Origin of the sequence: Aureibaculum flavum (genome assembly GCF_016406085.1) — a bacterium.
Classification (GTDB): Bacteria; Bacteroidota; Bacteroidia; order Flavobacteriales; family Flavobacteriaceae; genus Aureibaculum; species Aureibaculum flavum.
This window is the reverse complement of the sequence record NZ_JAEHFJ010000004.1, coordinates 242,128-257,607: the sequence shown is the minus strand read 5'-3', so window position 1 is coordinate 257,607 and position 15,480 is coordinate 242,128. Positions and strand designations below refer to the sequence as shown.

General features: G+C 32.0%; 11 protein-coding genes and 1 pseudogene. 2 read left to right on the top strand and 10 right to left on the bottom strand.

Annotation, left to right across the window (positions count from 1 at the left end; translation table 11 throughout):
• Positions 1-85: 85 nt before the first annotated feature.
• The 4 genes and pseudogenes from JBL43_RS09940 to JBL43_RS09925 all read right to left on the bottom strand — a co-directional run bounded on the left by JBL43_RS09940 (position 86) and on the right by JBL43_RS09925 (position 6,309).
• A complete protein-coding gene (locus JBL43_RS09940; RefSeq protein WP_233098751.1) occupies positions 86-1,297 on the bottom strand; it encodes an Lnb N-terminal periplasmic domain-containing protein in 1,212 nt (403 codons plus the stop codon).
• A gap of 90 nt (positions 1,298-1,387) precedes the next feature.
• Positions 1,388-2,500 carry a putative type IX sorting system protein PorV2 gene (locus JBL43_RS09935; protein WP_233098750.1) on the bottom strand — a complete coding sequence of 371 codons (1,113 nt, stop codon included), beginning with the start codon at positions 2,498-2,500 and terminating at the stop codon, positions 1,388-1,390.
• 293 nt (positions 2,501-2,793) lie between these two features.
• A pseudogene (locus tag JBL43_RS09930) lies at positions 2,794-3,465 on the bottom strand (ABC transporter ATP-binding protein); the annotation flags it as partial.
• Positions 3,466-3,903: 438 nt separating this feature from the next.
• Positions 3,904-6,309, bottom strand: coding sequence for a DUF5916 domain-containing protein (locus JBL43_RS09925; RefSeq protein ID WP_198841291.1), 2,406 nt, complete (start codon positions 6,307-6,309; stop codon positions 3,904-3,906).
• A gap of 159 nt (positions 6,310-6,468) precedes the next feature.
• On the opposite strand from JBL43_RS09925, the gene sucC reads away from it, so the two are divergent.
• Both sucC and JBL43_RS09915 read left to right on the top strand, forming a co-directional pair.
• Positions 6,469-7,665 carry an ADP-forming succinate--CoA ligase subunit beta gene (gene sucC / locus JBL43_RS09920; RefSeq protein ID WP_198841290.1) on the top strand — a complete coding sequence of 399 codons (1,197 nt, stop codon included), beginning with the start codon at positions 6,469-6,471 and terminating at the stop codon, positions 7,663-7,665.
• A gap of 21 nt (positions 7,666-7,686) precedes the next feature.
• Complete coding sequence (locus tag JBL43_RS09915; RefSeq protein WP_198841289.1) at positions 7,687-8,991, top strand: serine hydrolase domain-containing protein; 1,305 nt, start codon at positions 7,687-7,689, stop codon at positions 8,989-8,991.
• Here the strand turns inward: JBL43_RS09915 and JBL43_RS09910 are convergent, their stop codons facing one another.
• The 6 genes from JBL43_RS09910 to JBL43_RS09885 all read right to left on the bottom strand — a co-directional run bounded on the left by JBL43_RS09910 (position 8,992) and on the right by JBL43_RS09885 (position 15,460).
• Positions 8,992-11,841 (bottom strand): TonB-dependent receptor, encoded by a 2,850-nt coding sequence (locus JBL43_RS09910; protein ID WP_233098749.1) that lies wholly within the window; start codon positions 11,839-11,841, stop codon positions 8,992-8,994. It abuts the gene before it with no gap.
• Positions 11,842-11,860: 19 nt separating this feature from the next.
• Complete coding sequence (locus JBL43_RS09905) at positions 11,861-12,235, bottom strand: hypothetical protein (protein ID WP_198841288.1); 375 nt, start codon at positions 12,233-12,235, stop codon at positions 11,861-11,863.
• Between the two features lie 13 nt (positions 12,236-12,248).
• Complete coding sequence (locus JBL43_RS09900) at positions 12,249-13,448, bottom strand: alanine dehydrogenase (RefSeq protein ID WP_198841287.1); 1,200 nt, start codon at positions 13,446-13,448, stop codon at positions 12,249-12,251.
• Positions 13,445-13,876 (bottom strand): tRNA (adenosine(37)-N6)-threonylcarbamoyltransferase complex ATPase subunit type 1 TsaE, encoded by a 432-nt coding sequence (tsaE, locus tag JBL43_RS09895; protein WP_198841286.1) that lies wholly within the window; start codon positions 13,874-13,876, stop codon positions 13,445-13,447. The genes JBL43_RS09900 and tsaE overlap by 4 nt, the downstream gene beginning before the upstream one ends.
• Before the next feature lie 196 nt (positions 13,877-14,072).
• Positions 14,073-14,789: a YebC/PmpR family DNA-binding transcriptional regulator gene (locus JBL43_RS09890; protein ID WP_198841285.1), complete on the bottom strand. Its 717-nt coding sequence runs from the start codon at positions 14,787-14,789 to the stop codon at positions 14,073-14,075.
• An 83-nt stretch (positions 14,790-14,872) separates the two neighbouring features.
• On the bottom strand, positions 14,873-15,460 hold the full coding sequence (locus JBL43_RS09885; RefSeq protein WP_198841284.1) for a hypothetical protein: 588 nt from the start codon (positions 15,458-15,460) through the stop codon (positions 14,873-14,875).
• Positions 15,461-15,480: the final 20 nt, after the last annotated feature.

Sequence of the window (15,480 nt, the reverse complement as noted above, 5' to 3'; positions counted from 1 at the left end):
TTCGATATGCTCCTCGCAATGACAAGTGTTATCATTGTGTTTTGTTATTTAATTAATAACGAAATAGTTCCCCTCTTGAGAGGGGCTAGGGGTGTGTTGTTGAATTATGGTCTTTATACAAAAACCAATACCGTACCGCTAACATCAACAGCAATGGAATGATAGCCAAAGAAAAAATCTGAATCTTAAGTATCCATAATACTACTGTTAAAGCCAAAAGTACTAGTAATAAAAGTATATACTTTTTAACCCAATTTGGAACTTCCTTTTTTAACAAAACAAAGGCAACAAATACATTAGGCATAAAGGCCCATAAAAAGTTGTAATTATCTTTAGTTGCTGAATGGTCGGTTGCAAACCAAAGTAATAATACAACAAGACCTATTAAACCTGTGGTGAAAAACAAGGTGAAATCTAGTACTTTACTACGTTTTCGTTGCTTATAATCACGATAGGTAATAAAAATAACCAATAGAGCAATTAACGAGAAGACTATTAAAGGTGTAAATAATTGAAACCCTTTAGTTTTCTTATCTTTTGCTTTAAACAAGACGTTAGTCTTCTTTACAATCGGCTTTCCATTAACAGTACTCTCCGCATAGGTATTGAAAATATTATCAGGTAAAAAAAGATAATCTTTAGTAGTTGCTTTTTTATCAATTACAGATCCTAATGCTAAATCGATTCCGAAGGTACCCCAAGGATGTTTTTTTTGAGCGTATTGATGGATTAAACTACGTAAGGTTTCGTTCTTGCCTTCTGTATAATTATTGTTAAACACTACTTTTTCTTGAAGAACATTTTCAGCCACATCTTTTAATCGTGTGGCACAATTGTCATAAAAGAAATCATATAAATAAGATTTATTCTCAGGTTTGGCATTATTTTGTAAAAAATTAAAGAATGCTTGTTTTTCAGGTTGCGTTAAATTTAAAACTTGCTCTCTAATACCTCTATTTTCTTCCTTATAACTTCTGTAAAAATAGGAAAATGGATATGCGGCTAATTCGTACAATAATTTTCCTTGGGCAAATTTTAAATTAAAGTTTGGAGTCTCGAAATTAAAAATACCATAATTATAGGCTTGATCTATTCTTAATTTTCTGTCCGTTACTCTAATAGCACTATGCCCAAAAGTATCATAAAGTTGATCATAACCAGGATCGACAGTAATTATGCTTATTTCAGCTTGATCAGATAATACCATCTCCTGGGCAAAACTGTTAATGATGACCAGAAAATAGAAAATAGAAAATAGACTTTTTTTCAACGTGTTTAATTTTTTTAAAAATTTCAAAATTGACATTGTTTGAAATTTGTTCTTTGTTTTTTATTCTTTATTTTTTATTTGGAATTTGAGATTTACTTTTTGAAATTTCCATTAAAATTATCTAAAATAACTCACGTCAACTTTTAACGAAAATACATTCGAAAATAATGTACCGCTGGCACCGCCAATATTTGTTAAGGCATAATCAATAGAAATGCCTTTATAATTAAATCCAACTCCAAAATTAGGCTCTAACGATAATGATTCACTATTATCAAAATCCGTTTGGTTTTGTAAATTATTAATTCCACCTCTTAAATAGACGCGACCAATATAATCTAACTGAAATCCAAACGCAGGACTCACACTCACAAATGAGCTTGAAATAACATCATTTGTTTGTGCAAAACGCATGTTTAAATCAAGTGCCGTTAGCAGATTGAAATCACGCGAAATGCTAAACTTTCTGGCAATACCTAATTGTGCTTTCGGTTTGGTGAGTTCTATTTTTTCTGGAGTAACCGTTGGGATAATTTCATCATCGTTATCAGGATTACCGTCATTTAATATACTTTCATTGAGGTTGTTGTAAATATCAATAATGTTATTCAGCTCGTCATCATCAAAAGACCAAGCATTAAACGTAGTAGTGATATCTCGTAACATTAATCCGAATTGCCAATTATTACGTTTAAATTGAAGTCCGGCATCTAATCCAAAACCAATAGAAGAGGCAAAGCCACCAATATTACGTCTTACTATTTTAGCATTTACACCTACATTTAAATCCTTAACGATTAACTTTTTAGCATAGGCTACGTTAACGGCCCAATCAGCTGCAGAAAAAAGACTCACACGATCATAATTTATTTGACCATCTTGAATTAACTGTGTTGTATTTAAAATATCATCAACACCAAAACGCATTACTGCTATAGCAATGGTACTTTCATCATTGATCGGTTTTGCAAAACCTATATAATCATAATTGGCAATACCTTGAAAATATTCGGCATGCATTAAAGAACCCTGGTAATCATTTAAACCTACTAAACCGGCTGGATTCCAATAAATGGAATTTACATCATTACTGGAAGCCGTTACCGCTTTACCCATACCAAATGCAGATGCATCTACACCAATGCTTAAAAACTCATTTGAAAAATTCCGTATGGTTTGAGCTGGCACTACTAATGGTAAAAACAATAAAATTAAAATTATTTTTTTCAATAGTAATTTATTTATATATAAATATAATTTAATCATCCAGCTTAACGCTTTAAGTTAGTAAAACCAGAAAATAAATTATATGCTCCTAAAATACAAAGTGGAATACCTGTGATTAAACTTAATTTACTCCCAAATATAACGCCAATAATACCTGCTACTAAAGCTGCAATTCCTCCAATAATTTTAAAAATACTTTTTGTATTAACTTTAGGTTTCTTTTTTGTGATAAGATCTTGTTCAAACTCTTGTTCTAAATGCTCATTATTTTCATGAACTGCTAAGGATTCGTCAGCAATGATAACACCATCTAGCATCTCCAGTTTTCTGTCAGCCATATTGGCCAATTCTGTATTGTGTGTTACAATGACAAACGTTTGATTAAATTCATCACGCAAACTAAAAAATAACTCATGCAAATTTTTAGCTGAGGCGGTATCTAAATTTCCACTAGGTTCATCTGCAAAAATAACTTTAGGGTTATTAATTAGGGCTCTAGCAACCGCTACACGCTGTTGCTCACCACCTGAAAGTTCATTCGGTTTATGGTCAACTCTATGAGATAAACCTAAAAAATCTAATATTTTCTTGGCTTCTATTTCTACTTCTTTCTTTGGTCTGTTGGCTATAAATGCAGGAATACATACATTCTCTAAGGCCGTAAATTCAGGTAATAATTGGTGAAACTGAAAAATAAAACCGATATGTTCATTCCTGAATTTTGACAATCCTCTGTCATTTAAATTTAAAACGTCTTGTCTATTTAATTCAAGTTTAGATTTAATTATTGAATTGAGCCCTTTTGTTGAAGGTTTATCAAGTGTACCTAAAATCTGTAACAATGTTGTTTTTCCAGCTCCAGAAGGCCCTACAATAGCAACAATTTCACCCTGTTTTATATGAAGATCAACACCTTTTAAAACTTCTAAATCGCCGTAATATTTATGAATGTTTTTTGCAATTATCATAGATCAAAATTCTTAGCGTAAAACTACATAATAATTATTTATTTTTTAGTGTTAATGTTTAGAGAGATATGCTATGATGATGACATGCAGATTACAAAAAACGATTCCACTAATCCATTGCTCTTATCATTTCGAGAAGTACAACAGAACTCACATTATAGAATTGTAATTTTATATGCGATCTTGGTTTTTTTTATTAGTGACTTCCGCTTAATAATAATTGGAATTAATTTTAAAATATGAATTCACCAATTCTTTTCTTAGATTTTTGGTATTTATTTGAAATTTGGTGCTTGATATTTATTTTCTAACTTCTATCTTCTAACTTCTATCTTCTAGCTTCTCTTCTCTCTATTCTCTATTCTCTACTCTTTTTTCTCTATTCTTTATTCTTAATTATTTTTTCTCTATTCTTTTTTCTAAATTATCTATACGCTATCAAAGCCATGTTTTCATCTTGTTATAGTCCAAGAAATAAATAAATTTTAAAGAAAAATTATTTACAATTGATTCGTCAAAGAGATTATCTAAGTTTTTGCCAAAATTAAGATCAGACAAATCATCCTTATTAAATATATTATTGCGGTACAACGCTACTAATTGACTACCAGGAGCAAACTCCCAAGAGTAATTCAAATCTAAATTCCATATGTTGTAATTAATATTATGGCTAGCTATATAAGCATTAGCATCTAAAGTACCCTGGTTATTTAATGCATAAAAATTAGAATCGTAGGTTACTGGTGACCAATAATGCCTAAAAGAAAGTGATAAGGATGATTTTACAGTAAAACTAAATTTTCCTGACAAAGAATTGGTTACCGTTTTTACATCACGATTTCCGAATATAATAGACGCGTCGTCCAATTGATTTACCCATCCGTTTTCATTTTTTAACATAGCATATTCAAAATCATAAATAATTTGAAATTTATTGGTAAAACGAAAACGTGGCGAAAGATTAACACTAATAAAATTTTCAGTGCTACTGTATCTTTTCCCATAAGTTAATCGGATATCATAGGCAAACTTTTTTCTGTAATCAGTAGAAACCCATCCTCCAAATTCTAAAATACCTTTTTGTTTAAAATAACGCCCATTTACTCTAGGTTCAAAATAATCAAATTGATTTCCAATATTTGTTTCCATGTTTCCACCAAAAGCAAACCTATTCTTAGTGATAAAAAAACCATCTAATTCAAACTCATTCCCCACATAAGAATTAGGACTATTTAAATAGTCAACACTTGATTCAAAAGAAATACGATAATCATTGAAGTGTTGTGAAGGTTCAAAAATTTGATACGAAATTTCCCCAAAATACGAAGAACGATTATTTCTATTGATGAAACCTAAATCTTTGATATCATAAGTATCATTATTTCTGTAGTGACCTGCACTATATTGAACATTTCCATATGTTTTTGACAACTCTAAAAATCCAGAAAATCCATCAGTAATTTCACCATTTTCCTTGACATTACTCATTTTAAAGTTTCCTTTAATATTATATTTATTTTCTTTATCAGAGATATCATAAAGAAGTCCCGTTACATTCGCATCTCTAAAACTACCATTTCTAGTCACGTTTGTATTTACTAAAGTTACAGATGAATTTTTATTAAACTGTTGATCTAAAACAAGCACATTATAATTCGCTAATGATTCAGTTACAACATTTCTTTTTTCATCTGTTTCTGTGTTTGTGATTGTAGCAGAAGTCTTTTCTGTAATCGCATTAAAAATACCAATACCCAATCCTTTTTTTGTACGACCAGACAATTTAATGGCATTTAGCATATTTACCTTATCGGGATTGTCGGTAACTTCTTCATTAAGTCCTAGATCATTTTCAGCAGAACTTCTGTCAACCGGATGGTTTCCAATTCTTCTAGAATAAAATAGATTTCCTTTGCTAAAAAGTTCTGTTCCTTCCGTAAAAAATGCACGTTGCTCATCATATTGAAGTTCAAAAGGTCCTAAATTTAGTTCTAAATCGTCAAAAGCCGTTTGACCAAAATCAGGAATTAAGGTTGCATCAAGTGTAAAACTCTCATTGATACCATATTTTATATCTAGTCCTATACTTTGATCAAACTCAGAGCTACTATCAAAAGTGGTTAGCGAAACGGAAGCATATGGAGAAAAGCTCAATCGGGTAGGGGATTCAATATTTTTTAAGCCTGTTAATAATCCAGAGTATTGTGTAACTTCTCCTTTACTTTTATCAATATAATTCCAAACATATTTCTCATTGATATAGTGAATTCTTCTAAAAAAATTTATTCCCCAAGTTTCAACATTGGTTGAAAAACGCAATGCGGAATAAGGTATTTTAATTTCAACGACCCAGCTATCCTTATTAAATTTGACTTTACTGTACCAAACCGCATTCCAGGTAAAATCTTCATCACCATTGGCTACTTTCGCATCTCCTTGAGCACCGGTGCTTTGAACCGCAAATTCAGTATCATTCTGACCATCATTATTAGGATTGATTGATACTAAGAAAAAATCAGTATTTCCAAATTGATCTCTATTGCCAAATTCCATTGGTACTTTATTGGGAGTATCATCATAAAGCGTTGCACCAAAATAGATGGCTTCATCATCATAGGCCACTCTAACTGTGGTTTTTTTATTGTTTCTTTCGGCTCCACCATCTCCAGGTTCAAACATAACAAAATCTTTGGCAAGGTCTGTATCTTGCCAAAATGCCTCATCTAAAACACCGTCAATTACAGGAGATTTGTTAATTTTTAATATTTCAACTTCTTTAGGAACAGCTTGGGAAAAGCAAATATTATAAATGAATAGGAGTAAAATGAATGGGTAAAATTTCATTTAGTGTATTTGAATAGTTAGTGATTATCAAAGCGTTTAGAATACCTTAAATAATCTTAAAGAGCAATTATTTGGTGAAAATAGTAATTAATTTTAAAAGTTAACCGAATTACCAAATGGTTTATTATTTTTGTAGTACTTATTCACAAAATATAAAGAATGAACTTACACGAATATCAAGGAAAAGAAATATTAAATAGTTTTGGTGTTAGAATCCAAAGAGGTCGAGTAGCTCACAGTCATAAAGAAGCTGTGGAAGTAGCGAAACAAATTGCTGCAGAAACTGGTACTGGATGGTGGGTAATTAAAGCTCAAATACATGCTGGTGGTAGAGGTAAAGGTGGTGGTGTTAAATTGGCTAAAAACTTAGCTGAAGTTGATTCTATCTCTCAAGATATTATTGGAATGATGTTAAAAACACCTCAAACTCCTGCACAAGGAAAAAAGGTAAGTCAAGTACTTATTGCAGAGGATGTTTATTATCCAGGTGAGCATGAGCCAGAAGAGTATTATATGTCGGTACTTTTAAACCGTGAAACAAGTAGAAATATGATTATGTATTCTACAGAAGGGGGTATGGATATTGAAACGGTTGCGGAAGAAACACCTCATTTAATATTTACAGAGGAGATTGACCCAACGGTTGGATTGTTGCCTTTTCAAGCTCGCAAAATTGCTTTTAATTTTGGTTTGTCTGGTGTAGCTTTAAAAGAAATGGTGAAATTCGTTACGGCTCTATATAAAGCTTATGTAGAATCAGATGCTTCGCTTTTTGAAATAAACCCAGTATTAAAAACATCCGATGATAAAATTATGGCTGTTGATGCCAAAGTATCTATAGATGATAATGCTTTGTTTAGACGTAAGGAATATGCAGAAATGCGTGATTTACGCGAAGAGAACCCAATTGAAGTAGAGGCAAGAGCTGCTGGATTAAATTATGTAGATCTTGATGGAAATGTAGGTTGTATGGTAAACGGAGCTGGTTTAGCAATGGGAACTATGGACTTGATTAAACAAGCTGGTGGTGAACCTGCTAACTTCTTAGATGTTGGGGGTACTGCTGATGCTAAACGTGTTGAAACGGCTTTTAGAATTATCTTAAAAGATTCAAACGTAAAAGCAATTTTAGTAAATATTTTTGGTGGTATTGTTCGTTGTGATAGAGTAGCTCAAGGTGTTGTAGATGCTTATACGAATATGGGTGATGCTATTAATGTACCAATTATAGTTCGTTTACAAGGAACAAATGCAAAAGAAGCTAAAGAGCTAATTGATAACAGTGGTATGGAAATTATTTCTGCTACTGAGTTTAAAGAAGCTGCTGATAAAGTACAAGAAGTACTGGCTAAATAATATATAGAATTATTGACACATATGAAACCGATATTACATTCAAGAATAATAATTTTTTGCGTGCTTTTATCGGTTTTTTCCGTTTCAGCACAGGATAAACTGACCTATGCAAACCCTTCAGATGTTGGTTTAGACTCCACATACATATATCATAATGTTGATTCTATTATGACCCTAGGAATTGAAAATCATGCTTTTCCGGGAGCTCAAGTATTAGTAGCTAAAGACAGTAAAATTATTTTTCATAAGGCCTACGGTTATCAAACTTATGATTCCGTGCAGCAAGTGGGATTAAATGACATTTATGATTTAGCATCAGTTACTAAAATTACAGCGGCGTTACCAGCAATAATGAAATTAGTTGATGAAGGTAAACTAGATTTAGACAAACCTTTTAGTGACTATTGGAAACGCTGGAGGCATGTTAAAAATAAAAAAGACTTAACCTTACGCGAAATATTAGCCCATCAAGCAGGACTGCAACCATATATTGTTTTTTTAAGTAAAGTATTTAAGAAAAATGGTGAGATCAAAAAACGTTTTGTAAAACGAAAAGCAAAGAAAAGATATACTAATCAAGCCTATAATGGTTTGTACATAAAAAATAGATTTAATAGAAAAATGTACCGGATTGCAAATCGGTCAGAAGTTTCTGCTATCAAAAAATATAAATATTCTGGCTTAACTTTTTTAATGTACCCCGAATTAGTTAAACAAATAACGGGTAAACCATTCGATACCTACTTACAAGAAACTTTTTACAAACCTTTAGGTGCTACAACAATGGGATTTCTTCCTAAAACTAAGAATTTCAGCAATAAAATTATCCCTACCGAAGTAGATTCACTTTTTAGAAAAGACTTGACTAGAGGATGGGTACACGATGAAAACGCAGCATTATTAGGTGGAATTTCTGGTAATGCAGGGTTATTTGCAACGGCTACAGATTTAGCTAAAATAATGCAGATGTATCAGAATTATGGGGTTTATGATGGTAAACGTTATTTTTCTGAAGCTACCGTAAAAGAGTTTATAAAAATTCAATATCCAGATAACGACAATAGACGGGGCTTAGGGTTTGACAAACCATCTATCGGTAATGATACCTTAGCGTTAAAAGATGCATATCCTGCACCAGAAGTAAGTGCCGAAAGTTTTGGGCATTCTGGTTTTACAGGTACTTTTATTTGGGCTGACCCCAAAGAGAAACTAGTTTATATTTTCTTGTCAAATAGAGTAAATCCGACAAGAAAAAGTAGAGGCATTTACACATTCAATATTAGAAGTGCTATTCAAGAAGTCTTTTATAAAGCAAAGAAAGAGTAACTAAAAACTATACTTCAATTCTAGTAAGGCACTTCTCTGTAATACTGGAAAAACAACAAAACTTTCCTCGGGATTTGCACTTATATATTCTTTAGTAGCTCCATTAGCACTTGCTCCAAAACTATTGGCACCATAGAAATTGGCAAGCCCTTTAGAATTAAATAGATTTGAAACTAAAATTTGAGCCGATAAGTGAGTATTTATTTGATACCCAGCACCCATATTGAATATACTATAAGAATCAAGCTCAAAGCCATTGGCTACGTTTCCAAAACGTTTGCCCATAAATTGCCATTTGATAAAACCAGAAATTTTATTTTTTTGATATTCGCTACTCAAATTAGTCATCATTTTAGGATTAAATGCTAAGGTGTTACCAGAATAATCTATGGTTTGATCATCAGAGGTATCAACAGAACCAGCAGCATCATATATTTTCCATTTTGTTGCTTTTGGATCTTGAACAACTCCATTAAAACGGATTGTAATATTTTGAATCGGTTCATAAACACTTTCCCATTCAAGACCGATAGTTCTAGAGGTATTAAAGAGTATGGGAGTATAGAAAATACTGTTATTATCTGCATCAAATTCAAAATTAGCTGTACCAATATTTGTTAATTCACTCCAGAATAATGTACTTGTAAATGAAAAGTTGCTTTGGCTGTATTTTACACCAATTTCCGCTTGATTTATTTTTTGAACTTCTCCTTTTTTGTTTATAGGTACATTTGAAAAATTATTAAAGTAATAATTTAACTCAGGAGCTTTATTTCCCTGCGAAAATCTAAGGAATACAGCAGAATTAGAATTCATTTTATAGTTAATACCTGCGGAAAAAGAAAGGTAATTGTAGTTGAAATTAAAATGATCTTTTTCTCCAGTTGGTGCTAAAATACCATTGTCATAAGCAGTATTGCTATTCCCGTCAAGACCACCATCTTGTACATATGGGGCAAAACGATCTTTATTTCCTTTATGATTTATAGTCTCATAACGTAACCCAAGATCTAAATTAAAATCTTCTGATATATCCCAGTTATCATTCAAAAAGGTAGCTATTTGACTTACATTAGCTTTTGAGTTTACAAAAAACAATCCTCCATAATTACTAATTCCATTGTCATCAGAGAGTTCGATAATAGGCTCACTTGGGTTTTCCAGTGTTACTTGGAGCATCCTAGGATTGGGTTCGTAAGTAACATACCCAAAACTACCTTGGTTAAAAAATGAGTTATCAGAAAATCCCAATGCTAAACCACCAGTAATATTGTGATGGTCTATTTTTTTGCTGATCGTTAATTGATTCATCCACTCATCAGCATTATTTTCTATATACCATGCTGATGTACCCATAATGGCATCATTTGGCAACGTACCATCAGAAAGATATTGAATGGGTTGTCCTGCTAAAGTTCCACTATTATCTATGCGAGCTATTTCTGTACCTGATTGAGCTTCTTTAAAAACGACTTGTCCAATAGGAAAATCTGCACCACTAATAAAATAGGCAAGGGGATCATTTAATGAAACAAAGGCATTACTTATTGAGGTCTGCCAATTGGCACTTTTGGTAGAAAATTTAAGATTATTTTTTAGCTTCCAGTTATGACCTAAATCTTGAGAAATAGCAAACCCAAAAGCAAGATCTTTTGCATGTACGCCTTTTGATGGATTAAAACTATTACTACCACCTTGTGATAAATTTCTTCCATTAGGAATATCGTCATTAAAGCTTGGCATTAATAACGAGGTAGAACTAAAGTTTTGTCCATAAGCAGGTGTAGGGTCATTCCAATTTACAGCAGCAACACCTGTATATCTATTGGTGAAATCATCTAATAGTTTAGCATAGAATTTTAGATACCCATTTTTATTTCGTTTAATCAAATTAAATTTAAACTGTCCTCCTTTACTAAAAGTAAAATTAGTATTACGAGCACCGTCATCAATTCTATAATGTCCACCAGCGTTTAAAAACCAATTATTACCCAAAGGACTACCTACAAATGCGTCAATTTTACGGAGATAATTATTTTCACCTTGAATGCCAGTAGATATTTTAATGTCACCACTAAATTTGTTTTGAATGTCTTTAGAAATGAAATTATAAATTCCACCAGGAGCATTTAAAGCCGTAACAGCAGCACTACCACCTCTAATAGCTTCTACTTTATCAGTTGTTAAATCCATCCGATGAAATAAATCAGGACTAAAATAAGAATACTGAGCAAGACTTACCGGAAGTCCATCTTCTTGAAGAGAAACATAATACCATCCCATATCATCTTCTGCGGAAGCGGAAACACCGCGTGTATAAACTTTAGTAAAAATTTCACCAGCGGCGGCATCTACAAATGTTCCAGGAATACTTTGCAATAAATTGGCGGTGCCTTGTGGATAAACCTGTTGGATCATATCGGCGTTAAGAACACTCATGGAAGTGCTTGATTCTAATTGCACTTTAGGTTCAAAAGTTCCAGTTACAATAACATTTTGTAAGTTCAATAAATCCTCTTCTAAAAAATAATCTCGTAAAATGTCCTCGTTAGTTACCTTAATGGTATCCTTTAAGGTTTTATAGCCTATATATGATAGCGTTAAGATATAGTTACCTGTTGCAATATTTTGAAGTTGGAATTGTCCGTCGGTATTTGTAGTAGTTCCAGAATAGGTGGGATTCAACACAACATTAACACCTTCTAAAAGGATACCATTAGTATTTTGTACTTCACCATGAATGGTAGATTGAGCAATTATAGAACTATTTAATAAGCCAAATAATAGCAGTGCAAATAATACGTGATTCGTTCGAAAACGATTCGTTTCAAATTTTGTAAATAATTCCAAATAATAAGTTGTTTTAGGTTTACTCGCTTAAAGTAAGCCGTTGAATAGTAATAACAGTATCACAATTTTCTACATAAATAGAAGCTTCTTTTTCTTTAACATAGCCATCAATCCAATAATAACGACATGGTTCTTGTCGGACTTTGCTTTTAGAAAAATCAATATCTCCATTAAGTAACATTTGAACAATGACAGTAGAATCAATATTTTTATCGGTCATTGTTTGAATTACATCTTCATCATAAACCCTGTGTTTACTGCGTAGAATTTCTAACATTCTTGCATTAGGTAAGTAATTACAAGAAGCTTCTTTTCCGTTTAAAATGACCAACAATAAAATAACTCCTATTGTAAATCCAAATCCAAAAAAAATAAATCGGCGTTTTATTTCCATTAATAGTTTAAAATTAAAAAACAAGTAAATTAATGTCGTTATAAGGTAAGCTAAACCAATCGGCTACTGCTCTGTTTGTTAAAATACCATGATAAAAGTACATACCTCTTTGTAAACTTTTATCAAAACGTGCGGCATTTTCAATACCACCTTCATCTCCAATTTCTAAAAGATAAGGGGTAAATATATTACTAATGGACAAGGATGCAGTTCTTGAATAACGTGAAGGAATATTAGGCACTGCATAATGAATAACGCCATGTTTTACAAATGTAGGATTGTCATGTGTGGTTACTTCAGAAGTTTCAAAACAACCACCACTATCAATACTCACATCTACAATTATGGCTCCATCTTTCATTATTTGAACCATATCGTCACTTACTAATATGGGCGTTCTAGTTCTACCTCTTACCGCACCAATGGCAACATCGCAACGCATTAATGCTTTTTGTAATGTTTTCGGTTGTATTGTTGATGTATAAATAGGTGTTCCTAAATTGTGCTGTAATCTTCTCAATTTGGTAACTGAATTATCAAACACCTTAACTTGAGCACCTAAACCAATTGCAGAACGTGCAGCAAATTCTCCAACAGTTCCAGCACCAAGAATAACAACATCAGGTGGAGCAACACCTCCAATATTACCTAATAATAGTCCGTTACCAACACTACTGTTATTCATTAATTCAGCCGCAATTAGAATAGAAGAAATTCCGGCAATTTCACTTAGTGATTTTACCACAGGAAAAATACCATGTTCATCTGATATAAAATCAAATGCGATGGCAGTAATTCTCTTTTTAGCTAAGGCTTCAAAGTATTTTTTATTTTGAGTTTTTAATTGTAATGCAGAGAATAATACACTTTGTGGGTTTATATATTCTATTTCTTTAAGTGAAGGTGGCTCCACTTTTAAAATTAAATTACATCCAAAGACTTCTTCTGCATCGTATGATATCTGAGCACCCGCTTCTGAATATTCAGAATCTGTATAGTTAGCACCGTCACCGGCAGTTGATTCAATAATTATTCGATGACCTTGATTTGTCAACGCTGCAACAGCATCTGGTGTAAGACAAATTCGTTTTTCTTGTAAATGCGTTTCTTTAGGAATACCGATAAACAATTCTCCTTTTTGCTTCCTAATTTCGAGCATTTCAGGTTTCGGCATTAATTGTTCTTTACTAAACGGAGAATATTGTTTACTCATGTTGTTGAGTTATTAGATAATTGGTTAACTGTTAAACTTCTACCTCCATCTTCATTTACTGATAACGAAATTTTATCAGCTTTTAAAGGTAACAAATTTTTAATATTCTCTGGCCATTCAATTAAGCACCAGTTATTACTATCAAAATATTCTTCTACCCCCATATCTAATGCTTCTTCTTCATCATTTATTCTATAGAAATCAAAATGATAAATACGTTCACCTTCATTTGATTCATATTCATTAACTAATGAAAACGTAGGAGAACTAACAACATCATCAACACCTAATTGTTTTACAATTTCCTTTATCAACGTTGTTTTACCAACTCCCATCTCTCCATAAAAAAGTAGGATTTTACTTGACGCCGAATCGATAATTTGACTGGCTACTTCTGGTAATTGATTTATGGTGTAATTTTTATTCATTAGATACTATAAATATAATAATATGACTGTCATTGCGAGGAACTTGATGATAGGTTTTCGATTATTAATAATTATTTAACTGACGTCGCAATCTCATTAATGTTACCAGATTATAATATATGGTGTTATACAATTCAATATTTTGAGATTCAGAGTTTATTAATTGCCAACAGCTACTCAATACTGCTAATTAATTTCACTCCTCCATAGAATGATATACATTTTGTACATCATCTTCTTCTTCTAATTTTTCTAGTAATTTATCAACATCAGCTCTTTCTTCTTCTGTTAATTTTTTAGTAGTGGTTGGAATTCTCTCAAAATCTGAAGATAAAATTTCAACATTTTTTTCATCTAAATAGCCTTGAATAGCACCAAATGACTCAAAAGGAGCATAAATCATGAGTCCGTCTTCATCTTCAAAGATTTCTTCAACTTCAAAATCGATCAATTCAAGTTCCAGTTCTTCTAGATCCATTTTTAATTCCTCTGTCGAAACTCTAAAGTTACAGGTATGATCAAACATAAAAACGACGGAACCTGAAGTTCCTAAATTACCATCACATTTGGTAAATGCTGCACGCACATTAGCTACCGTTCTATTATTATTGTCAGTTGCTGTTTCTACTAACACTGCAATACCATGTGGAGCATAACCTTCAAATAGGACTTCTTTATAATCTGCTGTATTTTTATCAGATGCCTTTTTAATAGCACGTTCTACATTTTCCTTCGGCATATTAGCGGCCTTGGCATTCTGAATAACAACACGTAACCGTGAGTTTGATTCAGGATTAGGACCACCTTCTTTTACGGCCATTACGATGTCTTTACCAATACGCGTAAAGGTTTTAGCCATCGCTGACCAACGTTTCATTTTTCTTGCTTTTCTAAATTCAAATGCTCTTCCCATGTTTTATTTTATTGGGTTATTTATTCTGTTTTATATGATTCTTGCAAAAGTAGGAATCTTTTTAAATTTATTTGATAAGATCGCTATTTACAATCTTTATTATAAAAGTTCACAACTTCTTCAATGTCTCTTTTTTTATATGCTTTATCTTCAATTTTTTTAACCAATTCGGGACAATCCTTAAAATATTCACTAGCCGCTTTTATAAAGTTTTTACTAAATAAGTTTCCACGATCACCTAAATGGGTTACTATTTCATCATCACCTTTACAAACATAATAACTGCTAGAGGAGTTGCCGGTCATAAAAACAGAGCCGTTAGGACCAGCCATAGAACCGTGAGTTGTTGTATCTAATACATACAAACTTAATTTTCCATTAATAACTTGTCTCAATAGAATTGGATTATTTTCGTTTATTTTTTTATAACAATAAGTTTTTTTTCTAGGTTTTTCATAAATATTGAAAATTTCTATACATTTTATGCCATCTGAATTATAAATCTCTTTTTTACCACCATTTTCTTCTCTAAATTTGATTTCATTTTTGTACGTAATTTTGGCAAGTCCAGTTTTCTCGGTTCCATCATTAAAATATAGTTTCGCTACGTTCTTTTGTGCTGCTAGGGGCATAACAAATAAAAAGGCTATAATTATTAATATTTCTTTCATTTAATTCTTCATTGCCTTAA

Excerpts from the sequence above, each read along its gene's own strand:
- JBL43_RS09915 (WP_198841289.1), top strand. The coding sequence starts at position 7,687 with ATGAAACCGATATTACATTCAAGAATAATAATTTTTTGCGTGCTTTTA.
- JBL43_RS09885 (WP_198841284.1), bottom strand. The coding sequence starts at position 15,460 with ATGAAAGAAATATTAATAATTATAGCCTTTTTATTTGTTATGCCCCTA.
- JBL43_RS09905 (WP_198841288.1), bottom strand. The coding sequence starts at position 12,235 with ATGGAAATAAAACGCCGATTTATTTTTTTTGGATTTGGATTTACAATA.
- JBL43_RS09900 (WP_198841287.1), bottom strand. The coding sequence starts at position 13,448 with ATGAGTAAACAATATTCTCCGTTTAGTAAAGAACAATTAATGCCGAAA.
- JBL43_RS09890 (WP_198841285.1), bottom strand. The coding sequence starts at position 14,789 with ATGGGAAGAGCATTTGAATTTAGAAAAGCAAGAAAAATGAAACGTTGG.
- sucC (WP_198841290.1), top strand. The coding sequence starts at position 6,469 with ATGAACTTACACGAATATCAAGGAAAAGAAATATTAAATAGTTTTGGT.
- tsaE (WP_198841286.1), bottom strand. The coding sequence starts at position 13,876 with ATGAATAAAAATTACACCATAAATCAATTACCAGAAGTAGCCAGTCAA.
- JBL43_RS09925 (WP_198841291.1), bottom strand. The coding sequence starts at position 6,309 with ATGAAATTTTACCCATTCATTTTACTCCTATTCATTTATAATATTTGC.